At 56.6% G+C, this 21,089-nt stretch carries 16 protein-coding genes and 1 pseudogene; 7 read left to right on the forward strand and 10 right to left on the reverse strand.

Translation table 11 applies throughout. The features are described from left to right. Positions 1-19 precede the first annotated feature (19 nt). Positions 20-1,080, reverse strand: a pseudogene (locus ACZ6ZO_RS11375) (IS1/IS1595 family N-terminal zinc-binding domain-containing protein). A 155-nt stretch (positions 1,081-1,235) separates the two neighbouring features. Here ACZ6ZO_RS11375 and ACZ6ZO_RS11380 point away from each other — a divergent pair. Continuing rightward, entirely contained in the window at positions 1,236-1,412 is a 177-nt protein-coding gene (locus ACZ6ZO_RS11380; RefSeq protein ID WP_465292723.1) for a hypothetical protein, read from the forward strand. 57 nt (positions 1,413-1,469) lie between these two features. Here ACZ6ZO_RS11380 and ACZ6ZO_RS11385 read toward each other — a convergent pair whose 3' ends face one another. Next, positions 1,470-1,700 carry a PspC domain-containing protein gene (locus ACZ6ZO_RS11385; protein WP_208767691.1) on the reverse strand — a complete coding sequence of 77 codons (231 nt, stop codon included), beginning with the start codon at positions 1,698-1,700 and terminating at the stop codon, positions 1,470-1,472. A 99-nt stretch (positions 1,701-1,799) separates the two neighbouring features. Then, positions 1,800-2,258, reverse strand: coding sequence for a MarR family winged helix-turn-helix transcriptional regulator (locus ACZ6ZO_RS11390; protein WP_182385862.1), 459 nt, complete (start codon positions 2,256-2,258; stop codon positions 1,800-1,802). A 287-nt stretch (positions 2,259-2,545) separates the two neighbouring features. Here ACZ6ZO_RS11390 and ACZ6ZO_RS11395 point away from each other — a divergent pair, with 287 nt between their 5' ends. After that, a complete protein-coding gene (locus ACZ6ZO_RS11395; protein ID WP_465292726.1) occupies positions 2,546-3,073 on the forward strand; it encodes a YceI family protein in 528 nt (175 codons plus the stop codon). 33 nt (positions 3,074-3,106) lie between these two features. Here ACZ6ZO_RS11395 and ACZ6ZO_RS11400 read toward each other — a convergent pair whose 3' ends face one another. The 4 genes from ACZ6ZO_RS11400 to ACZ6ZO_RS11415 form a co-directional block, all read right to left on the reverse strand. After that, positions 3,107-5,710, reverse strand: a complete 2,604-nt coding sequence (locus ACZ6ZO_RS11400) for an AAA family ATPase (RefSeq protein ID WP_182385860.1) — start codon at positions 5,708-5,710, stop codon at positions 3,107-3,109. Between the two features lie 6 nt (positions 5,711-5,716). After that, on the reverse strand, positions 5,717-6,838 hold the full coding sequence (locus tag ACZ6ZO_RS11405; RefSeq protein WP_182385859.1) for a metallophosphoesterase family protein: 1,122 nt from the start codon (positions 6,836-6,838) through the stop codon (positions 5,717-5,719). Between the two features lie 67 nt (positions 6,839-6,905). Further along, the gene (locus ACZ6ZO_RS11410) at positions 6,906-7,712 is read right to left on the reverse strand and encodes an SWIM zinc finger family protein (protein ID WP_465292729.1); all 807 of its coding nucleotides are present in this window, start codon (positions 7,710-7,712) and stop codon (positions 6,906-6,908) included. Next, the gene (locus ACZ6ZO_RS11415; RefSeq protein WP_182385857.1) at positions 7,713-10,799 is read right to left on the reverse strand and encodes a DEAD/DEAH box helicase; all 3,087 of its coding nucleotides are present in this window, start codon (positions 10,797-10,799) and stop codon (positions 7,713-7,715) included. A 245-nt stretch (positions 10,800-11,044) separates the two neighbouring features. Here ACZ6ZO_RS11415 and putP point away from each other — a divergent pair, with 245 nt between their 5' ends. From putP to ACZ6ZO_RS11430, 3 genes are read left to right on the forward strand one after another with little or no spacing between them, the layout of a single operon-like run. After that, positions 11,045-12,595, forward strand: coding sequence for a sodium/proline symporter PutP (gene putP / locus ACZ6ZO_RS11420; protein ID WP_182385856.1), 1,551 nt, complete (start codon positions 11,045-11,047; stop codon positions 12,593-12,595). A 48-nt stretch (positions 12,596-12,643) separates the two neighbouring features. Continuing rightward, a complete protein-coding gene (locus ACZ6ZO_RS11425) occupies positions 12,644-13,276 on the forward strand; it encodes an HNH endonuclease family protein (protein ID WP_182385855.1) in 633 nt (210 codons plus the stop codon). 39 nt (positions 13,277-13,315) lie between these two features. After that, positions 13,316-13,783, forward strand: coding sequence for a DUF2269 domain-containing protein (locus ACZ6ZO_RS11430; RefSeq protein WP_182385854.1), 468 nt, complete (start codon positions 13,316-13,318; stop codon positions 13,781-13,783). A 54-nt stretch (positions 13,784-13,837) separates the two neighbouring features. Here the strand turns inward: ACZ6ZO_RS11430 and ACZ6ZO_RS11435 are convergent, their stop codons facing one another. Both ACZ6ZO_RS11435 and ACZ6ZO_RS11440 read right to left on the reverse strand, forming a co-directional pair. Then, the gene (locus ACZ6ZO_RS11435; RefSeq protein ID WP_182385853.1) at positions 13,838-15,826 is read right to left on the reverse strand and encodes a DEAD/DEAH box helicase; all 1,989 of its coding nucleotides are present in this window, start codon (positions 15,824-15,826) and stop codon (positions 13,838-13,840) included. 263 nt (positions 15,827-16,089) lie between these two features. Next, the gene (locus tag ACZ6ZO_RS11440; RefSeq protein ID WP_182385852.1) at positions 16,090-17,148 is read right to left on the reverse strand and encodes a DNA cytosine methyltransferase; all 1,059 of its coding nucleotides are present in this window, start codon (positions 17,146-17,148) and stop codon (positions 16,090-16,092) included. Positions 17,149-17,200: 52 nt separating this feature from the next. On the opposite strand from ACZ6ZO_RS11440, the gene ACZ6ZO_RS11445 reads away from it, so the two are divergent. Then, positions 17,201-18,178 carry a NaeI family type II restriction endonuclease gene (locus ACZ6ZO_RS11445; RefSeq protein ID WP_465292734.1) on the forward strand — a complete coding sequence of 326 codons (978 nt, stop codon included), beginning with the start codon at positions 17,201-17,203 and terminating at the stop codon, positions 18,176-18,178. 30 nt (positions 18,179-18,208) lie between these two features. On the opposite strand, the gene ACZ6ZO_RS11450 is transcribed toward ACZ6ZO_RS11445, so the two are convergent. After that, positions 18,209-19,552 carry an MFS transporter gene (locus ACZ6ZO_RS11450; protein WP_465292736.1) on the reverse strand — a complete coding sequence of 448 codons (1,344 nt, stop codon included), beginning with the start codon at positions 19,550-19,552 and terminating at the stop codon, positions 18,209-18,211. An 861-nt stretch (positions 19,553-20,413) separates the two neighbouring features. Between ACZ6ZO_RS11450 and ACZ6ZO_RS11455 the strand changes: the two genes are divergently transcribed. Beyond that, positions 20,414-21,043 carry a hypothetical protein gene (locus ACZ6ZO_RS11455; RefSeq protein ID WP_465292738.1) on the forward strand — a complete coding sequence of 210 codons (630 nt, stop codon included), beginning with the start codon at positions 20,414-20,416 and terminating at the stop codon, positions 21,041-21,043. Positions 21,044-21,089: the final 46 nt, after the last annotated feature.

Below are 21,089 nucleotides of genomic sequence, written 5' to 3' on the forward strand. Positions count from 1 at the left end.
GACATTTCGTGTGGATTTTTCATCTGCCGACCCAGCCTTTTCTTACTCCTATGCTGGGGTTCCATACGGCGTCGATGCCTGTGTCGTATGTGGCGGGTCGTCCATCTAGGTGGCCGCGTCTGTGGAGTTCTTCTTTCGCCCAAGCAGTGCGTGCGGATTGTTCTCCAACTCGTCCGAAGTCTTGTTGCTGGGCTAGCTCTAGTGGTGGTGTTGGTTGTTCTGTATGGATGTAGAGCCACCAGTCCATGGCGATGCGTTGGTGCTCGTCAAACATTGACGCGATGGTTGCCTGCCAGGTCTTTGAGCTGCTTGTTGATTCCTCCTTCTAGAACATTGGTTGTGGCCTTTAGGTCCGTGGTCACTCCGTTGGGTGGGGCAAGGTAGACGAATAGTTCACCACTGGCGGCAAGCTTTTCTAGACGGCACAGGGCGCGACGTGCACTGCGGTGGGTGTACCTGGGTGAGCATGTAACCCAAACGCCGAATGGCTTTGTGAGCTGGGTATATGGGGTTGCGACTGATGCTGGTGAACGTATTGCGCTGAACGTGGACGAGGCAGCGTTGAATCTGCACATTCTTCCATGTCGTATGGATGGCTTTGAGTGCGCCGCCGGAGCCGTCAGTGGTCACGACGAGCGGTTCGGCAATTTTGTCGAGGAGTTTGAGGTATTCGTAGGAGCTTTCCCTCAAGCACCAATGCCAAGCAATAACGTGGTCTTTCGTGCAGGCTACAGCAGGCACTTCTTGTGGAAGTAGGTGCCGTCGATAAAGACCTGGACATAGACCCGATAGGGGTCGGTATAGGTGGGGACGGTAATAAACCACATCAAGCGAAACCACCGGGTGAGTGTGCGGTGGCTAATCCCGAGCCGATTGGCAAGATGGTCTGCTGATTCACCGGACAAAATCCAGTCGAGGAAGATGGCGAAGTGGCGTTTTTCCTGCACGATGGGGCGTGTGTTGATCGACGAGGCTTTACAGGCTGGGCATATCCAGCGTTGAGTGCCGGCGGCAGTCTTCCCGTTTTTTTACGAGGCCGTGTCCGCACAACGCGCAGAAAGGCCGGTTCTTTTTTGCCATGTATTTGGCCTAGCACCGCAGCGAACTGCCTCTACCACAACCCTGGCCCAAATCCGTGAAGATTCAGTCGAGCCCTGTTTTGGAAGCCGTGGAAAACGAAAATCGGCGAAATCCCCAGTGTGACACGGGAAACCGGATAAATTTATCCACACGAAATGTACCTTAAGCCAACCTTGTGGGTTGCCCTCCTACTGGACCACATGGAACACGGTGGCGTCGATGAGGACCCAACGGTTAGGGCGTCACTATCTACCCGGATTACGCAGCCCCAACAGGGCTTTACTGTCCTCTACAAACGCCGCCACGACTACTCATTGTTTTTCGTCGCGTAAAGTAGACGAACCAAAATGCCGACACCCTCTTCAGGGTGCCGGCGAAGCAAGACTCGGTTAGGTGTTCCACATCAGCACCACCGCCGCGATGTAAATGACGACGGGGATTCCTGTGAACAGGGACGCGACCACCGCGAGGATGCGTAGCAGGTTGGGGTCAACGTCGTAGGTTTCACCGATGCCACCGAGGACACCGAACAACACAGAATTGGTCTTGCTGCGGTGCATTTTGCGGTTCAGCAGCGGGATAGTTCCGTCGAGCTTGGAGTAGTCGTGTGGGGTGGTCATTGTGGGTTCCTTTCTTGTACTTGCCGGTCACTTCTCACTATTGCAGCGTGAGTGAAAAAGCACATCGGGTAAAACCCTGATTTTCACCCTGATATGGCATTATCCCAGTTCAGTGGCCACAAGATTACCGAAGAAACGCTCAAGAACCACAGCATCTTCATCAGTGAGGTGATCGAAGACCAAACGTCGCACAGATTCCACGTGCCCTGGCGCAGCTGCTTCGAGGCGCGACATCCCTTCCTTGGTGAGCACCACGAGCACACCGCGTGCATCGTCTTCGCACTTTTGCTTCACGACGAGCCCGCGTCGCTCCATCCGGGTGATTTGGTGGGACGCACGGCTCCGATCCCATTCCAGGCTTTGACACAGGTCACGCAGGCGCAGCGACTGATCCTCCGCTTCAGACAGGGAGACGAGGACCGCGAACTCGCTGGCCCCGAGGCCGGAATCCTGCTGGAGAGTTTCTTCCATTCCGCGTTCGAGGTGGCGGATCCCCCCTAGAAGGAGACGCCACAGCTTTTGTTCGTCGTCGTTGAGCCAGCCTGAGCCCTTTGTCATTTACGTCACTTAACCTTCATTTTGTGTGCGGGGCAAGGAACGCTCCACAAATTAATAAAACACGATCCCGACAAGATGCTTATAACCATAGGCGATATCGGGTCGGTATCCAAACCTTCATACGTCGCCAAGATCACTTTGTCCCAGCCTTCAAAAATAGGCCACAAGCTGCACGTTGTGCGCAAAAAATTTTATTGTTGACGCGTCTACAAGATAGCAGTACTATGTGACTACGGACGGACAGTCCATTAGAAAATGTGGAACCCAACTTTAAGGAGAGCTTTTCAATGTCTGACTTCAACGGCACCTACACCCTCGACCCAGCCCACTCCCGCATCGGCTTCTGGCTCCGCCACGCCATGGTTACCAAGGTCCGCGGTGAGTTCACCGAATTCGACTCTTCCCTTAGCTACGGCGAGAAAAATGCAGCCTCCGCAGTCATTAAGGTGGCCTCCATCAACACCAGCAACGATGACCGCGATAACCACCTGCGCAGCGACGACTTCTTCGCTGTCGAGACCTATCCAGAGATCACCTTCACCGCCACCGAGTTCTACATCAATGGCAACGCAGGCACCGTTACCGGCGACCTGACTATCAAGGGCATCACGAAGCCGGCCACCCTCGACGTCGAGATCTCCGGCACCGCCGTCGACCCCGACGGCCAGACCCGCCTTGGCTTCGAGGCCACTACCCTGGTCAACCGCACAGACTTCGGTATTGACTTCAACGCTCCGCTGAACACCGGTGGCGTGCTTATCTCCGAGGACATCCACATCGAGATCGAAGGCTCCGCCATCCGCCAGGACGCCTAAAACGCCCTTCCTTAGCTACGGGCTGGCCAGCTATCACGGCCGGCCCATTTTTAGATCCTCCATCCTGAATGACGTCTTACCGGAGATTTTTTGATAACGCGACGGCATACAGGTGAGCACGAACACTTGGTGTTGGCTGCCCATCCGCGAGAACACGTAGTTCATCAGTTCCAAGCGAAGGTTGTCGGTGTTACCCAGCGCATCATCAACAAAGATCGGAACGCCCTCCTCGTCGGCCACCAAATCCGCGATAGCGAACCTAGCCAACAGTCCCAGCTGTTCTTGGGCTCCTCCGCTCAGATCAGACACCGAGACCACCGTCTCATCCACCACGCGCTGTTCGATCTGCAGCGAATCATTAAGGAAAAACTCCACTCCCATACCGAAAACGGTGCTGGCTAGGCCACTGAGCTTCTCTGCAAACGGTGCCGCGTAACGCTCCCGAGCAGCGTCTCGGTGTTTGATCAGTGTGCTTCGAAGCAGATTGACACTGTCTGCCTGAGCACGGACCCGCTCGTAGCGATACTGGGCGGCTTCCTTTACCTCTGAAGCCTTGATTAGTTGTTCAGCAACACCTTCCGCACGTTCCACTTCGCCGCCGTGCCACTGAAGTTTCAGCGAACTTTCTTTTTCTTCGTTACGCAGTGATGCCAGATTTTCCGCGGAGCTCGTGGCACGCCAGCTACACAGTTCCATGTCTGGCATGGTTTCGTTCAGCCGCTCCACCCGCTCTTGTGCTCTGTCACGATCATCCACAACCTGCGCAGTGCGTGTGGCTAGCTCCTCATCAGAGGCGCTGGCCCTCGCAGTGCCTAGTTGTTCTTCAGCCCGCTGTAACTGAGCAGTTGCGTCGTCGATACGCGCGGCGGACACCTTTAGGTCGGTCTGCACGCTGTCTGATTCCACCTCGCGCAACTCTGCGCTCGCTGCCGCGTGCTCGGATTCCACAGTGCGCAGCTCGGCTTCGAGCTCCTCTATCATGGTGGTTGCTTTTTCAACAGGAATCGGGTCTGGGTCGGGATCCGTTTGTTCAAGCTCTTTCACCTGCGCACGCAGCGTGGCAAGGTCTTTCTCGCCCAGGACCACGCTCAGCTCGCGGCGCGCTGCCTGCAGAGAGCGAAGGGTTTCCTCTTGCTCGTCAAAGGCAGATCGGAGGGTTTCTTCATCGGGAACACCAGCTTGGGCCAGGAGCGAGGCTAGGGCTTCCTTCGCAGCGGCTACCTCGGTCCGAGCGCTGTCGCCGGTACTCGGTGGGATGAACGTTGCCACCGTATCCCCGATGGTGATGTCGGTGCATTGCGTGAGATGGAAGTCTTTCGACTCTTTGCTTAACGCAATTTCCTCATCACCTATTGTCACCATGGTTCCTGGCGCACCGGTAAGACGCAGCGTGGCGGATTCGGCATGGAGTTTAGTTTCCGCGATGGTGACTGCGAGCCTGGCATCAGCTACTGCATGAAGCTGCTCCTTGGTGTGCAAAGTGGACGGCACCTGCTCTTGCAGCTCCCTGACTGTGCGTTCTCGTTGCTCAGCTTTGGTGATGAGCGCGGTGAGCGTGTCGAGTTTTTCTGCTGCCACTGCTGCGGCGTGACGGCTTCGCATGGTGCTGAGGGCTTTGCGGGCGTCGCTAAGGCGCGCCGTGATCGCTGCCAGGTTTTCTTTTGCGCGCTGCAGCTTCTCGGAGTGCTCGGCCTTCCTTTCAGTGAGCTTGGTGTGTTGCTCGGTGAGCTTGTCCAATAACTGTTTCTTGGTTTCGACTGCTGCTGCGAGTTCAGCGCGCTGCGCCACATCCTGGTCAGCTGTTTTCACCAGCAGATTGTGGTGGTTGAGGGTAGCTTGAGCGGTGTCGAGTTCCCGCTGTTGCCGCTCCGCCTGTGCTAGTTCTTCCCGAGCTTTCTCCGCGGTTGCTACGGCCTTGGGAATCTTGGTGCGTAGTTCTTCCAGAAGTCTCTTCTGATCCTCGACGATGCTGAGATTTCTTTCCAGCTCCGCGTTGCGTGCCTGAGCGTCTTGAAAGCTTTCCTCAGCGACGGCGAGTTTTTTAATGGCCGCGACAAGCTCGCCGGTTTCTTTCCCTTTCGCAGTGTAGAAACGCTGATATTCGGTTTCTACAGACTTCATAAAGTCAGTGTCGTCGATGATCTCTGTACTGCCCTCGGCTCGTTCCAAGGCAGCGCGCAACGAAGGGATTCCCGCTGCTGCGATAGCAGTGTCCACGTCTCCCTGCTTGACAAAGAGAGCTTCTGCCAGCGCAGAGTCCACATGCTCGTCCAAAAGGCTTGCCAGTTTATCTTCGGCAGCATCCCCAGTGAAAACTTCGCGTCGCGGCTGTTCAATAATCAGTTCTGCAGCAGCTTTACGTAAGTACTGCTTGCGGATACGGAAGGTCGTCTCTCCCACGGTGGCGCGCAGCTCAATAGTGACGGGGACGTCTTTGCCACTAGGTTGGAGAGCTCGGATGTTACGATTGGTGCTTCTATGGCGGAACTGTTGCACTATCGCAAGCGCCTCAACCACTGTCGATTTTCCAGCCTCATTGTCGCCTGAGATCACGATTACCCCATGTTCGGGGATGTCAGTGAGCCGAAAGTGCTCCAGTCCGCGGACGTTGGTGAGTTCGATGTCATGGATACGCATTGTTAGTTAAGCTCCCTTTGCCAGGCGGAACATGAGCCGAACCGCAGAGTCTGCTGCGGGATCAGAGCTGTCAATCAGTTCGTCGAGAGCGGCGCGTGCATAGCCAGCGATACTGAGCTCGGCGAGATCTTCCGGTTGCGGGGCCAGGACCAGATCCATGAGGCGTTCCCGGGGTTTGAGGGAGGCGAAGACCGGCTCGAGATCATCAAGCCCCTGCTCCAACCGTTGCATGGTCGGAACATCGAGAGTACCCCGAAGCCCATATTTGATGGCCGTACAGGGTTTATTGGGATAGTCCTTGAGGGTTCCAAGGAAGGCGTCCACATCGTCCGAGCTAAGCAGTTCCCAGTCCAGCGCGTCGAACGTCCATGTGCCGATCGGTATCTCCGAGACGTCAACACTGTTCTCAGTCGCGGTCACGACCAAGGCATTGCCGGAGTTTGATTCACCTCCGCCGGCGGTGGCATGGTCATGAAAATCAGTGACTTCGGGAGAACCCGAGAACCAGACACGCCCAGTTGTTCCGAGCGATTCCGTGGAGTGGGTATCTCCCAAGGCCACGTAGGTTAGGGTGCCGTCGTTAAGCGCGGTTTCGACACGCGCGAGGTCAATAAGGTCAGGTTTGATGTCTCCCCTGCTGGCCACCTGGCCGTGCCCGACTAAGATCCGTACGCCGTCATAGGGCGCGAGGGGCTCTATAGCCGCCGATACTAGATCTGTGGTCGCGCGTTTGCTGAGCAGCGGAGCCCCGACTATTTCCACGCCTGGAGCCACGGAAACTGGCTTGCTATCAGATAGAACGGTCACGCCCGCGATATCTGTGGTGGAGTAAAACACGCTGTCCGCGGTGAGCGGATCGTGGTTGCCGGGCAGGAGATACACCGGAACGGGCAGCTCCGACAGAGTATCCAAGGCGCGCGCCAGGGTGCGACGTTCCAGGGAATTTGCGTCAAACACGTCACCGGCTACGACGATAAAAGCACAGCCGTGCTCCAGTGCAGTCTGCCCTAGTTTCTTAATCGCGGCTAATCGAGCGGCGTCAAACCGCGCTTGGGCGTCATCATCCAGGAACCAGCGCGTCATTCCCAGTTGCCAGTCTGAGGTGTGCAAGAAAGTTATTTCAGTCATGTGTTAACTCTTAACATGCCCACCGGACACAGTTCTCATGTCATTCGAACATGCCTGGTCAGTACACCTATTGCAGCTTAGTGAGGAAGTCATAGAGATCCTCGATATCGCTGACTGCCCGCAGCTCATCTGCCGAAGTATAAGACACCGCTCGCATTGCCTTGTGCAAGGCGTCCATGTCGGAGTCGTCGAGGGCGGGCGCCACCTTGGGTGTGGGAAGCATCGGCAGCGGGTACCCCTCCCAGAAAGACTCGGGGGAAGCGTCGTCCCCGGCGCGTTTCTCGGACTGCGCGCGGGCCTCTTCCTGCATCGTCAGTTCCAGTTGCGCAAAATTCAGTCCGCGCAGCTCGAACAACAAACCGGGCGTTGCCGCCACCTTCTCCGCTAGGGTGTCCAGGACTGCCACGCCGTGCTTACAGCACAGCGTTCTATCCGGACAATCGCACAGCACTCGAATGTCACTCGGGGCGTCGGCAAGCAGTGCGTGCACCACGTCGGGGGTCAATCGCCCTTCGCGCGCCTGCGCGATCAACCCTGGGGAGGAAAGCAACGTCTTGGAAACCTTCAGCAGGTCCTCTGAGCCCCGGCGCGGGAAGATGATGCCCACGTCAAAGGGTTCGTTTTGGGACCCCGCGACGCTAGCCACGATCCGGTCCCGCATCACGTTGAATGCCACCACGTTGCCGTTGCGCGCGTATGCCCGGCCACGAGAGATGCGGCCTTCGTCAGTGCTGGTGCGGTAGACGTCCCGAATGAGGGCTTGTTGGAGGGATTCGGAGTGGATCCGGCGTCGCTCGGGCGGCGGGGTGCTGACACGAGTTTTCTTGCCAAAGTTGGCGTAGATGACGTTATCTTCGCGCGCGCGGATGGACATCTAGGTCTCCCTCCCCCGATAGCTCATGAGCTGTGCCAAGTCTTCCGGCGACAGCTCGGTGATCCAGCCTTCGCCTTCGCCAACGATGGCGCTGGCGAGGTGCAGTTTTCCGTCCAGGATATCTTGGATGGATTCCTCCATGGTGCCCTGGGTGATCATCTTGTACACCCGCACGTCTTTGCGCTGTCCAATGCGGTAGGCGCGGTCAGTGGCTTGGTTTTCCACGGCGGGGTTCCACCACCGGTCCATGTGAACCACGACGTTCGCCGCGGTCAGGTTTAGGCCGGTACCGCCGGCTTTGAGGGAAAGAATCATGGCTGGTGGCCCGTCCGGGGACTGGAATTCAGCGACCATTTTGTCACGCCCGGCCTTTGACACCCCGCCGTGGAGAAAAGGAATGTCACGACTCATCCGCCCGGACAGATACGGCACCAGCATGTCACCGAACGCCTTGTACTGGGTGAAGATGAGCATCTTTTCGCCGCGCTCCGTGCAGCTTTTCACCAGTTCCATCAGTGCCTCGACTTTGCCGGAGCGGTGTTTTCCGCGCCGGGTGATGAGGGATCCGTCCTGCAGGTAGTGGGCGGGATGGTTACAGATTTGTTTGATCCGGGTGATGGTGGACAGCACGAGGCCTCGTTTTTGGATGCCTTCGGCCGCAGCGAGTTTTTCCTCAATGTCGTGCACGAGCGCGGTGTAGAGAGCAGCTTGTTCTGCTGTCATGTGGACAGTAATGATTTCCTCGTTTTTCTCGGGCAGATCGTCGATGACAGCGGGGTCGGTCTTGAGGCGACGCAGGATGAATGGTGCGGTGAGGTCGCGCAGCCGTTTCGCCATCTCCTCGTTGTCTTCGCGTTCGATGGCTTTGGCGAAGTGGTTACGGAAAAAGCTGGCCGATCCGAGCACGCCAGGGTTGCAAAAGTCGAGGATGGAACGCATTTCCGACAGCCGGTTTTCCACGGGCGTGCCGGTCAGCGCCACGCGGTGTGCGGAGGGAAGCGAGCGCACGCTTCTCGACGCCCTGGTCCCCGAATTCTTAATCGCTTGCGCTTCATCCAGCACCACTCGATCCCACTTCAGCTGGCCCAGGAGGCTAAAGTCGCGGCTTACGACTCCGTAGCTGGTGATCACCAAGTCTGCTGCTTGGGCTCGTGCTAGGAAGGCGTCCCCTGTGAGCCGGTTACTGCCATGGTGGGTGATGGTGACCAGAGAGGGAACGAATTTTGCGGCTTCTGCAGCCCAGTTTCCAACGACAGAGGTGGGGCACACAACCAAGGTGGGTCCCACCTCTGGGTTGTGCTGGCGCTCCACCGCGAGGAGGGAGAGCAGCTGCAGGGTTTTCCCCAAACCCATATCGTCGGCCAGCACAGCGCCGAGGCCGTTTTGGCTCATCCACCACAGCCAGTCCACGCCCCGGCGCTGGTATTCACGCAGCTCGGCATGGATCGTGTCGGGCAGCTCGACCCGCTTGGGGGCCGGGGTGTTGGTGCCGCCGAGCAGCGCAGACTGCCATCCGGTGGCGGTAAATTCGATCGGTGAACTTTCCGCAAGTCGCAGCGCGAGGTCGCGCAGCTGTGCGAGCGTTACCTGCGCGATCTCTTCCAGCCCCGCATTAAACTTTTCCAACAGCTGTTGCGCTTTTTCTTCCAGTTCCTCCGCGTTGGGGTCGCCGTTGGCGCGGGCGAGTTGGGCCTCCATCATGGCGGTTTCCATGCGCTTTTTGAGCGTTTTACGGGACCCTTGGCTGAGTTCTTCCACGTAGGCAGAGATTTTTCGCAAAGCACCACTATCGGCCAGTACCCACTGGCCACGCAGCTTGACCAGACCTGCTTTGGATTCAACGAGCTCGCGCATTTCAGCGTCGGAAAGCTCCAGGTCCCCGAGGCTCATTTTCCAGTCGTATTCCACTAACTGTTCCAGGCCGATGAGCGATTTCGTGGCCCCGAGTGGGGCGTCCCCTGGTTCGCGCAGGTCGAGGCGGAGTTTCGGTTCGTACACGGACCACGCTTTGGGGAGAAGGACGGTGAATCCGGCGTCGCGAAGTCGCGTCACATCGTTCGTGATGAATCCGACCATCTGCTCCGTGGTGAGGGAGACGTCCAGATCGCTTGACTCGGACATCGCCACTGGTTCTACTGCGGTACGCGCGTGGCTGCGACCCGCTTCGTCGGCAAGCACAGGCGCTATGGAGCTCAACTTCTCATAGTGCTTTTCCACATGTTTTCTCGTCGCGGGGTCTAGCTGGTGAAAACGCACTGGGCGGGGCGAATCGACACCGAGGCGCAGTTGCACCCGCACCATCCAGCCGCGATCATCAGCAGGCGTTTCCTCTTCCGCCGGCTCTTCCACGATCACCACCAGGGAGACGTCTTCACCAGCGATCGAGTCTTTCCACTTTTTCAACAGCGCCACCAGCTGCGGACTCCCCCGCCGGATCGGGGTAGATCCAAGCAACGCTCCGACGAATTCGTGCCACGGGTAGGGGCGTGGCAACTCATACAGTGGCTTGAGCAGCGCATTCGCGATCCAATGTGGCAGTTCATCGGCGATGTCCTCCATGACCCCCGAACCGCCGTTAGCCACGACCACCCCGGGGGCAGAAGCCGTCATTTCCGCGATCCACCCCAGCTCCCCGAGCCCCGTGGCCAACTGCCACTGTGGCCACCACTTGCTGTCATCCCAGCGCAGACGCAGCACCAGGCGCCCGGCGCGCACGAAGCGTTCCAGTCCAAGAAATGCGTGAATCAACCAGAGCAAATCAGGAGCGATCGCAGCTCTGCCAACTGTGGGAGTGGTAGGAGTTTCGAGGTCAAACACCGCCAGCTGCGATAACACGTCCACTGCTTGTTCTGGGGTGTAGGCGGCGGTGGGAATGTCCAGGGTCACTTCCCTACCCTTGGGGGTGCGCAATGTCGTGCGGCGCATATGCCGGAAGCTTTTCCCAGCGATGATGGCCATGACCTGCGGCGGAAGGTCCCCTTCGGAGAGGTTATCCGGGAGGACAATCCGGTGTCCTTCGACCTGCTCGATCCACAGATGGAGCCCGGACGTTTTGGTCCAAAAGCCGTGGAGCAGGTGCGAGGTCATACATTTGTTTGTACCAGTCCGTTAGGTGGTTCCACTCATCGGAGTTCATCTAGCGGACAATCAGTGACCTCGGACACAAAAAAGCTGCGCAAAACTGAGTCAGTCACAGCTCTATCACGTTAAGATAACTAAACAGCTCACTTGGAGTGAGAAAATCGTCACATTATGGCTAGGTTTCTTACCATGGAGCGTTAGGGCTTATCGGTCCCCACATTCCCTATTGACCATTGGAGGCAAGAACACACGTGAGTGAACAGACCTGGTTCATCATTGCGATCGTGATCTACATGGCGCTGATGCTCGGCATTGGCTATTGGAGTTACACGCAGACGAAGAAGTATGACGAGTACATGCTGGGTGGTCGTGGGCTTGGCCCCGCCGTCGCAGCACTTTCTGCGGGTGCTTCCGATATGTCAGGCTGGCTGCTGATGGGTCTGCCGGGTGCACTGTTCGTCTCTGGTTTCTCTGAATTGTGGATCGCCATTGGCCTGCTGATCGGCTGCTGGGCTAACTGGAAGTGGATCGCTCCCCGTTTGCGTTCGTACACAGAGGTGGCCAAGAATTCGATTACCGTTCCGAGCTTCGTGGAAAACCGGCTGAATGATAAATCCCGCATTCTGCGCGTGGTCTCTGCAGTCGTCATTCTGGTGTTCTTCACCTTCTACGTGTCCTCCGGAATGGTGTCGGGCGGCAAGTACTTTGAGTCCACGTTCGGTGGCGACTACCTCACCGGCATGCTGATAGTCGCGGTCATTACGGTGGCGTACACCTTTATCGGCGGCTTCCTGGCGGTGTCCTACACCGACGCCGTGCAGGGCCTGATCATGTTCGCGTCGCTCATCATTGTCCCAATCATGGCGCTTTTCGCCCTGCAGAATCCGATGGATATCTTCGGGTGGCAGACCATGAATGACTACGGCCCCTACACCTCCGGCGAGGGTAACCCGACCTACTTCAGTATGATCACCGGTGTGTCTCTCGCTGCCATCATCGGCAATCTGGCTTGGGGGTTGGGCTACTTCGGGCAGCCACACATCATCGTGCGCTTCATGGCGATGCGTAAGCCTTCCGACGCCACCAGCGGCCGCCGGATCGGCGTGTTCTGGATGCTGCTCTGCGTAGTGGGCGCGGTCTTTACCGCTATGATCGGCACAGTCTTTTTCGCACAGAACCCTCACATCGCCGTCACGGACCGCGATGCCTTCGAAACCGTCTTCCTGGACATGGGCCGGATCCTGTTCCACCCACTGATCGCAGGCCTGGTACTCACCGCTGTCCTAGCAGCGATCATGTCGACTATTGCCTCTCAGCTGCTGGTGACGTCCTCTGCCCTGATCGAGGATTTGTACATGATCGTGGTGAAGCGCCAGCCAACGCAGAAGAACCTGATTTGGATGTCGCGTATCGCCGTTCTCTCCGTGTCCGTGATCGCGGGTGTGCTGGCAGCCAATCCATCTGACTCGATCCTCGGTTTGGTGGCGTTCGCGTGGGCCGGGTTCGGTTCCGCGTTCGGTCCGATCATCATTGCGTCGCTGTACTGGAAGCGCCTGAATGCTCCTGGTGCTATCGCGGGTATGATTGCCGGTGCTGTGGTGTCGTTTGCATGGGGCCAGAGCGCCCTGTCGGATCTGATGTATGAGATCGTCCCTGGTTTCATCGCCAACATCGTTTTGATGGTCGTGGTGACGCTGCTGACTAAAGCTCCTTCCGAGGAGATCAACCGCGAGTTCGATAAGTCAGTGAAGCTGTCGAAGGTCAAGGGTGTGCTCACCTCTGAGATGGTGCGCGAGGCCTAAAAAAAATTCGCTGCAACCTTTTGGGGTGGCTGAGCAGTCTAATTAAGTATGACGCCTAGCCGCCTTTTTCTTTTCGTCCTTGTCTTTTTCACCATTGTCACCGCCCTGATCTATCGGCCTGTCTACCCCACCGACACCCCTTCGTTGAACAGTTCTTTAGCTCGGGTAGGTAGCGTGCCACAGCGCCAGTCCGTGCTGGGCTACGACCGGGCTGCCTTCGGAGATTGGGCACCCATGCTTATCGACGGCCAGTCCTGCACCACCCGGCACCTCATCCTGTCCCAAACATTTCAATCCGCTGTAGCTGCGGGCTGCGAGATCACCCCGACCTCAGTCACAGACCCCTACACAGGCTCCAGCCTCCCGGAGGACATCCAGATCGACCACATTTTTCCCCTTCGCGCTGCCTGGGATTTGGGAGCGCACTCGTGGCCGGCGGAGAAACGAAAACGCTTCGCCAACGATCCATCGAACCTGGTTGCGGTATCGGCGCAGGCGAACCAAGAGAAGTCTGACCTGCTTCCCAGCCAGTGGATGCCGGAGGTGCGGCGGGGTTGTTGGTATGCGCGTCGGTTAGCCGCGGTGGCGGCTGCCTATGAGTTACCTCTCCCCCGTTCAGACCGGCGGGTGATGCAGCGAGCTTGCTCGGTTAGCGAATTCCCGGCGGGCTGGCTAGGGTGAGACGTTGACAAAACCCCTAACTGGAAAGGCTCAACCCCTGTGGATACCATCATGACCGCACTGCACATCCTGTCCGCGGTGCTGTTCCTCGGCCCGGTCACCGTGGCTACCTCTACCTTCCATGCGAAGGCTCTGGCTGCGCACTCCGGCGATGACACCGCTCGTGGCGCTGCGAAACTGCTCCACAACATCTCCAGCACCTACGGCATGCTGTCCCTGCTGGTCCCGCTGCTGGGTGTTGGCGTGTTCATGACCGATTCTGCGTACCTGAAGCAAGGCCAGTACCACGCCGCAGTGGGCCTGTCTGTGGTCGCGTGGGCGGTGCTGTTCTTCCTGATCCTGCCACGCCAGAAGAAGATGCTGGGCGCACTCGGGCTGCTCGATGCTGACGAGGTGCCAGCTGACACCGAGATCGCCGATTGGAACAAGGCCAAGGGCCAGCTGTCCATGTTCGGTGGCATCTTCGCGCTGCTGTGGTTCGTCACCGCGATCTTGATGTTTATCTAGTCACAACAAAAGCGCCTCCCGGTTGGATCTGGGAGGCGCTTTTCTTATGCGCTGCTAGCGATCGTAGCGGCCGCCACGGCGATCATCACGATCCCGGTAGCCGCCACGTCCACCACGACGATCATCACGGTCATAGCCGCCTCGGCCGCCACGGCGATCATCCCGATCAAAGCGGCCCCGGCCGCCACGGCGATCATCACGATCCCGGTAGCCGCCACGTCCACCACCATAGCCACCAGGACGCTGGTTCATGTCAGCGCCAGGAGCAGCCTCGATGTGGATGAGCTGGCCGGAAATGCGGGTGTCCGCGAGGCGTTCCAGCACAGAAGCCGGCATGTTCTTCGGCAGTTCTACCAGGGTGTGGTCCACGGCGATGATGATGCGACCGAAGTCCTTGGAGGACAGGCCACCCTCGTTCGCCAGGGCGCCAACGATAGCGCCAGGGCGTACGTGCTGCCGCTTACCCACGGCAAGGCGGTACACGTCCATGTCTTGGCTGCGCTCGAAGCGGGAACCGCGGTCACGACGCTCAAATCGACCACCCCGGTCACGGTCACGGCGGTCGTCGCGATCGAAACGGTCGCGTCGATCCCGGCGCTCAGGTGGCAGTTCCTTCATCAGGAACTCGTCGCCAGCCTGCGCCTGGGTGGCCAGCGCGGCAGCGATGTCCTCCAGAGGAACGTCGTGTTCCTCGGAGTAGGCCTTGACCAGGGAACGGAACAGCGCCAACTGGGAGTCTTCTAGAGAGTTGGTGATGGAGTCGGCGAACTTAGCCTTGCGGGACTCGTTAACCTCATCCACGGTCGGCAGTTCCATCTCTTCCAGCGTCGCATTAGTCGCGCGCTCAATGGAACGCAGCATTCGACGCTCGCGTGGCGTGACGAAGAGGATCGCTTCGCCGGAACGGCCAGCACGGCCGGTGCGGCCAATGCGGTGGACGTAGGACTCGGTGTCGTGCGGAATGTCGTAGTTGAACACGTGGGTGATGCGTTCCACGTCCAAACCACGGGCTGCCACGTCGGTGGCCACCAGGATGTCCAAGCGACCGTCCTTGAGCTGGTCCACGGTACGTTCGCGCTGTGCCTGCGCAATGTCACCATTGATGGCCGCTGCGGAGAAGCCACGGGCGCGGAGCTTCTCGGCCAGTTCCTCGGTTTCGTGCTTGGTGCGCACGAACATGATCATCGCTTCGAACTCGGTGACTTCCAGAATGCGGGTCAGTGCGTCGAGCTTGTTGCGGTGTGAAACATTAAGAAAGCGCTGAGTGATGTTGGTGTTCGTCCGGGTTTCGGACTTCACCGTCACTTCTGCTGGGTCAACCAGGTATTGCTTGGAGATGCGACGGATACCGTTCGGCATCGTCGCGGAAAACAGTGCCACCTGCTTCTCAGCTGGGGTGTCTTCCAGAATGCGTTCGACGTCTTCCTGGAAGCCCATGTTGAGCATCTCGTCGGCTTCGTCCAAAACCAGGAAACGCAGGCCGGAAATGTCCAGCGTGCCCTTCTTCAAGTGGTCAATGACGCGACCTGGCGTACCGACGACGATCTGCGCGCCACGGCGCAAACCGGACAGCTGAATACCATAAGCCTGACCACCGTAAATCGGCAGCACGTTGATTCCACCGAGGTGGTCAGCAAACTCCTGGAAAGAGTCAGCTACCTGCAGTGCAAGCTCACGGGTAGGGGCCAGCACGAGCGCCTGCGGGGCACGAACAGACTTATCGATGCGCGACAGCACCGGGAGGGCAAACGCTGCAGTTTTACCAGTACCGGTCTGCGCGAGGCCGACAACATCGCGGCCCTCCATCAACAATGGAATAGTTTCGGACTGAATTGGGGATGGGGTTTCGTAACCAACCTTGGCAATAGCCTTTAGTACTTCTGCAGGAAGCCCTAGTTTATCGAAACCTTGCGTGGAGTCGTCCTCAGAAGTGTTCGCATCCCTGACGTCCTGTTCGACGTCCAGCGAATTGTCCTGAGTTTCCGACGTTGTGACATTTTCCAGCTCTTCGACGCCGCTGGCAACGTTCTCGGTGTTACTCATCGTCCACCCAGGCTACGCTAATTTGCTACGAAATGCGAAGTCAGTGTGCCGGGCCACAGTATTTTGAAGTTTGTTCCAGGACCTAAGAGTTCTGCCAGCAGCAAATGTTTTCACTTACACCCAATCTAGCCATGACTACTAGTTATGAATGGAAAAGCTTAAGTTCCTTGACTATTCAACCTAGTAAGGCTTCTTAAAGGAGATCTAAAAGCATCGCAGTTCACAACGCTGCGGATAGAATCTGCTTTTCACCCCCAGCGAAATCACAGAATATTCCGTATAACTCCCGTTCCAGGCCCACTCAAGGAGATAGACCCGTCAGCTTCCGAACTCGCAATCGCTTGAGATAGTAACTCATCATCCTTTAAGAGCGCGGCACGAATTGACTCTCCCAACGCTTTGGCAACAGGCGGAGGAAAGGCGTTTCCCACCTGACGATATGCAGCTGTTTTACGGCCATAGAACTCCCAACTATCTGGAAACCCTTGGATACGCGCTGCCATCCTGACAGTCAAGCGTGGCATCTCATCAACCGGAGTGGCTTCTCCCGGAGCTTCCTCCGCAATACTGGATCCCTTCACACCCAGCTTTGCCCAGCCTTCCCGAGCACGAGTTGGCCCGAGATCCGGACCTCCATGCTTCTTCGAACCACCAACCAAAGTAGGACCAATACTGTCAGCTCTTGCCGCCCAAGCCGATGCACCGGGCCATCCGTTTGCTGCCATCAACTCATATAGAGTCTCACCAACAGTTGGCGGAGTTCCTTTCGGACGCGGCCACCAGAAATACGGCGCATACTCGCGCTGTAATGCGACCAGAACGAAGCGAGGTCGAAGCTGTGGAACTCCATGTTCAGATGCCAATATCACCTGCCAGATGACTTCATATCCCAGGTGATTGAGTCGACGAACAATCTGCGCTCGATAGTTGGCAAACTTCGGACCCGCAAGCCCGCGCACGTTTTCTAGCAGCACCGCCTTGGGGTGACTACTTTCCACCAACTCAAGAGCCTTCGGGAAAAGGTCACGCTCATCGTCTTGCCCCAACTGCTTTCCTGCGATTGAAAACGGCGGGCAGGGAACACCACCGGCGAATAGGTCAATCCCGTCATAGGCTGAACCATCAAGTTCATGAACATCTTTATGCAAGACATTCCATCTCTGTTCAGGGGGGAGTGAATCGTTATCTCTATTAAGCTTAAGAGTCTCGATGGCATCTGCATCGATTTCTACGGCAGCGACATGAGAAAAGCCAGCTTGCTCAAGCCCCAGTGCTTGGCCACCGGCCCCGGCGCAAATTTCCAACGACGTTAGCTTCTCCATAGTTAGATAGCATGCCATATCCATCAGACACCTAACGAAAGGGGTAGAACAGTTGTTCGATTCACCAACGGATCAAAGTGCGGAAAGTCAGCTTGTCTCACTGTTTCGCTCCGCAGACCCTCACGGAGAGTTGCTGTCACGCGTTTTTCGGGAAACCTTCGACCAAATCTACGATGGCGTTCACACCGGCCGCTATCACTGGAATCAATTAACTAAAACTGAGAAAACCCATTTTGGAACCCTTATTGAAATCAACATCCGGCGAGCCTTCCACCATCTGATTCAAGATGGCGACGTACTGGACTACAAAATTGCTGGAATTGAGGTTGACTGCAAATTTTCCCAAAAAATGGGTTCCTGGATGATCCCAAATGAAGCTGTGGGACATGTTGCAATGTTATGCCACGCGAACGACACCACTTCTACTTGGAGTCTTGGATTCATTCGCATCACAGAAGAGATCCTAAGCAAGGGTTCTAATCGAGATCAGAAACGAACAATCACAGCCGTCAATCGCTCCAAGATACAGTGGGCCTGGCTAGATCATCCGATGCCAAAGAATATCCTTCTACATGCCCCAAACGAAATTAGAGAGAAGATTCTCGGGGCGCCATCAGGCCAGCAAAAGATCAACAAGTTGTTTGAATTAATCCAGGGAATTTTAATCCCTCGCGGAACCGTTGCCACAGTCGCTCAGCAAAAGGACTATATGAAACGTCTACGCGGGAACGGCGGGGCACGCAGCCACCTCCGAAAGCATGGAATTGTTATTCTCGGCGAATATCAATTTCATCAAATGCTCGCACAGATCCTTAAGATTCCAGTTCCCCACAACGGCGACTCCATCTCAGTGCGCCTGTACCCTACCGATCACTTAAATGACAGTGACGGAGAAGTCTTCCTTGAAGACTCCTGGTGGCGTATCGCCGCCCCTGAAGATCCCGAGGTGATTGCTCCGAGTTTCAGTCACACGCCCTCAATTGTAGAAAGAAAAATGATGGAGACATTAAAGCAAATCCGTCCGCTCTAACATCTCCACCAGATTCTCCGGAGGACTCGGCTACCGGCGCTTGAGCGGAATAAGGATGGTACAGATGGCGCCGATCACGGTGGCCACCGCGAAGATCATGAAGGCATCGGATGCTCCGAACCCCAAGGTGATCAGGACACCTCCGAGAGTTGGCCCCACAACTCCACCGAGGCGACCAAACCCGGAAGACCAGGACATTCCAGCCTGACGAGCCTGGGTTGGGTAGTAGTTTGAGGTCATACCGTAAATCAAAATCTGGGTGCCAGTAACTCCCATACCAGTGATGGCGATGGCCGGGTACATCAGTAATGGGGAAACAAGGTATGGCATAACGAACATGCATAGGGCTGCAGCACTGAAGGTAAAGACGATAACTGGTTTCGGGCCGATTATGTCCGCCACCTTGGAGGCTGCCAGCGCCCCGGCTGCGGCACCGAAATTAAGGGCAACAAGGGTGTAGAGGCCACTGGTTGCGGAAATGCCAGCTTCCTTCATGATCTGTGGCAGCCACGTGTTGAGCCCGTAGACTGCCATAATGGCCATGAAACTCATGATGCCGATAAGCACGGTAGCCACAATGTACGTGCGGGAGAAGATTGCCCCGAAGCCGATCTTTTCCTTCTTTTCTCCGGAGGCTGCAACGATGGTTTGTTCCGCAGTGAATTGTTCTGCTGGGAAGCCGTATTTGTCACAGATAGCACGGGCACGGTCATGGCGACCCATGGCGGTGAGCCAGCGTGGGGATTCCGGGAGCATGATCAGCGCCATCGGAAGGAGGAAGAGAATTGGGGTGGCTCCGATAAGGAAGAGTCCACGCCAACCAATGGCGTCCTCGAACCAGATCGCGAACAGCGCTGCGAGCACACCACCAGCAGGGATGCCGGCGTAGCCAATGGCATTGAACATGTTCTTTCGGTGAGCTGGGGCAAACTCAGCGATCACAGCTCCGCCCCCAGCGGTGATAACACCAAGGGCGAGTCCGGTGAAGAATCGAGTCGCACCGAAAAATGCGACCGATGTGGCCAGTGCACCAGCTGCCATGCCGGCAGAGAACCAGGCGAAAGCGACCAGCATCATCAGGCGTCGGCCGATGCGATCCCCGATAGCGCCAGCGCCAAGCGCACCGACCATAATTCCGAGCATGGTGTAGGAGCCGAGGGTACCGGCTACAGCGGGGCTGATGTGCCCGATGTGGTGCTCTTCTGCGAGCAGGGTTGGCAGGATGGCGCCGTAGACGGTGATGTCGTAGCCGTCAAAGATCATTGCGGTGAACATGATGGTGACGACGCCGTACACAGAGAGCCTATGTTTTGGCGAACGCCACTGATCAGCGGTGGTTTTGGCGCGGGAAGGCGCCGTGGCGGTTACGGTCATGGTGTTCTCCTTCTCCAAACAATTCACAATGCAACTCGGCAGTGACCCGAATCACATGCCATGTTTCTAGCAAGAGATTGCCGCAATGACCAGGCCGGTTTTATAAACAGTTAACCATCATTAATTGAACTAAACACACCCCTACCTGGGGTAATACGCTTGCAATAACACACATTTTTAACCTCGGTAAAGTTTGCTAAGGGGGACTTTGCAGCTACCCCCTTATTGCCATCCCCTGCAAGAACCGGCCCGGTCGGGTAATTTACTGGAAACAACACTTACTATCGGGGGAGCCAATGAACCGCAGGTACGTGGTAGTAGCTATCTCAAAATTCAGCACCATAGCCAGCGCCATCGTGATGTTCTTCGCTCGCACCCAAGCCCCCAAGTTAAGAGCCTTCGCTCCCCCTGCAGCTCATTTCAGCCTGGGGCTCCCGGAACCCAAGTTAACGTTTAAGAAGACTCAGTTTCCGCAGTGGCAAACCCTTCGAAGTCACGTGGACCAAGGCATTTCGCTTCAACAGCTACTGGACAATTCACCCGACACATCGATCACAGTTGGATTGGAGCACATCGGCGAGCTCAACGCTCCCGAAACGTCGCATCACTATGTGCAACGGTTCTTCACCAGCATCACTGGCGCGTCCCGTGATGAGTATGTGGACACGCTTCGCCACCATCACGTTTTCTGGCGAAGCTGCCCAGAGATGATTTCCGCGAGGTCACTTTCCAAACGATCGAGAGCTACTCAACCGAGAGGCCGTCAGCGTATAGAAGCGCACCAGACTAGCTTGTTACCCGTTTGAACCGTTTCATCACAGACCTAGAACAACGATCATTCAACTCCACCACAGGATAACCATGACCAAGAAAAACGTTTTGCTCTTTACTGCTATCGCGATGGTTGCACTGGCAATTGGCGCTATTCTTTCTCCCCAGAGTTTTAATTTCATCCGCTACCCGTTGGCTCAGATGAAGTATGGAATCAAGGAAACAGACGAGACTAAAGCCCTAAGCAAGGCCATCCGCAAAGTCTCCCCCAAGGGCACAAAGATTCATGTCTCTGATTCAAGATTCGGGAAAATCGCTACGGTCAACATTCCCGATGGTTTACCCAAAGAACAGCGCGGTGAGTTTATGAAAGAGTTCGCACTTCTGGCGGAACAACATCTGACAGACAACGACAAGACCTTTATATCCTTCCCGCTTGGGACCACGGCAATTCATGTTACCTCTGAACCCAGCCAAATCATGACCAAATACAAACATACGGAGGAGTTATTTGCCGAGTTCGGAAACTCGTTTTCCACGTACGCCTATTACGATAAAACACCGTCCCTCACCCGGCAGCTCAGCGCTAAAACCGCCGAAGAATGCGCCTCACAAATCAAAGAAGTCACCCCCATCGTTTCCTCGTCACCTTCCACCAAGGACGGCTACTTTGGGCTGTGTCAAGTTTTGTTGACGGTTAGACCCGTTTGTTTTGGTTAGGCTGCAAGGGCCTCGGGGAGTAATTCGGGGCTGGGGGTCAGGAAAT

It is taken from the genome of Corynebacterium sp. NPDC104732, from assembly GCF_055583565.1.

What these genes read in the sequence shown, in the direction of transcription:
- ACZ6ZO_RS11440 (WP_182385852.1), bottom strand. Translation starts at nt 17,148, where the DNA reads ATGGAGAAGCTAACGTCGTTGGAAATTTGCGCCGGGGCCGGTGGCCAA.
- ACZ6ZO_RS11380 (WP_465292723.1), top strand. Translation starts at nt 1,236, where the DNA reads ATGTACCTTAAGCCAACCTTGTGGGTTGCCCTCCTACTGGACCACATG.
- ACZ6ZO_RS11435 (WP_182385853.1), bottom strand. Translation starts at nt 15,826, where the DNA reads ATGAGTAACACCGAGAACGTTGCCAGCGGCGTCGAAGAGCTGGAAAAT.
- ACZ6ZO_RS11450 (WP_465292736.1), bottom strand. Translation starts at nt 19,552, where the DNA reads ATGACCGTAACCGCCACGGCGCCTTCCCGCGCCAAAACCACCGCTGAT.
- ACZ6ZO_RS11385 (WP_208767691.1), bottom strand. Translation starts at nt 1,700, where the DNA reads ATGACCACCCCACACGACTACTCCAAGCTCGACGGAACTATCCCGCTG.
- ACZ6ZO_RS11405 (WP_182385859.1), bottom strand. Translation starts at nt 6,838, where the DNA reads ATGACTGAAATAACTTTCTTGCACACCTCAGACTGGCAACTGGGAATG.
- ACZ6ZO_RS11390 (WP_182385862.1), bottom strand. Translation starts at nt 2,258, where the DNA reads ATGACAAAGGGCTCAGGCTGGCTCAACGACGACGAACAAAAGCTGTGG.
- ACZ6ZO_RS11455 (WP_465292738.1), top strand. Translation starts at nt 20,414, where the DNA reads ATGACCAAGAAAAACGTTTTGCTCTTTACTGCTATCGCGATGGTTGCA.
- ACZ6ZO_RS11395 (WP_465292726.1), top strand. Translation starts at nt 2,546, where the DNA reads ATGTCTGACTTCAACGGCACCTACACCCTCGACCCAGCCCACTCCCGC.
- ACZ6ZO_RS11425 (WP_182385855.1), top strand. Translation starts at nt 12,644, where the DNA reads ATGACGCCTAGCCGCCTTTTTCTTTTCGTCCTTGTCTTTTTCACCATT.
- ACZ6ZO_RS11410 (WP_465292729.1), bottom strand. Translation starts at nt 7,712, where the DNA reads ATGTCCATCCGCGCGCGCGAAGATAACGTCATCTACGCCAACTTTGGC.
- ACZ6ZO_RS11415 (WP_182385857.1), bottom strand. Translation starts at nt 10,799, where the DNA reads ATGACCTCGCACCTGCTCCACGGCTTTTGGACCAAAACGTCCGGGCTC.
- ACZ6ZO_RS11400 (WP_182385860.1), bottom strand. Translation starts at nt 5,710, where the DNA reads ATGCGTATCCATGACATCGAACTCACCAACGTCCGCGGACTGGAGCAC.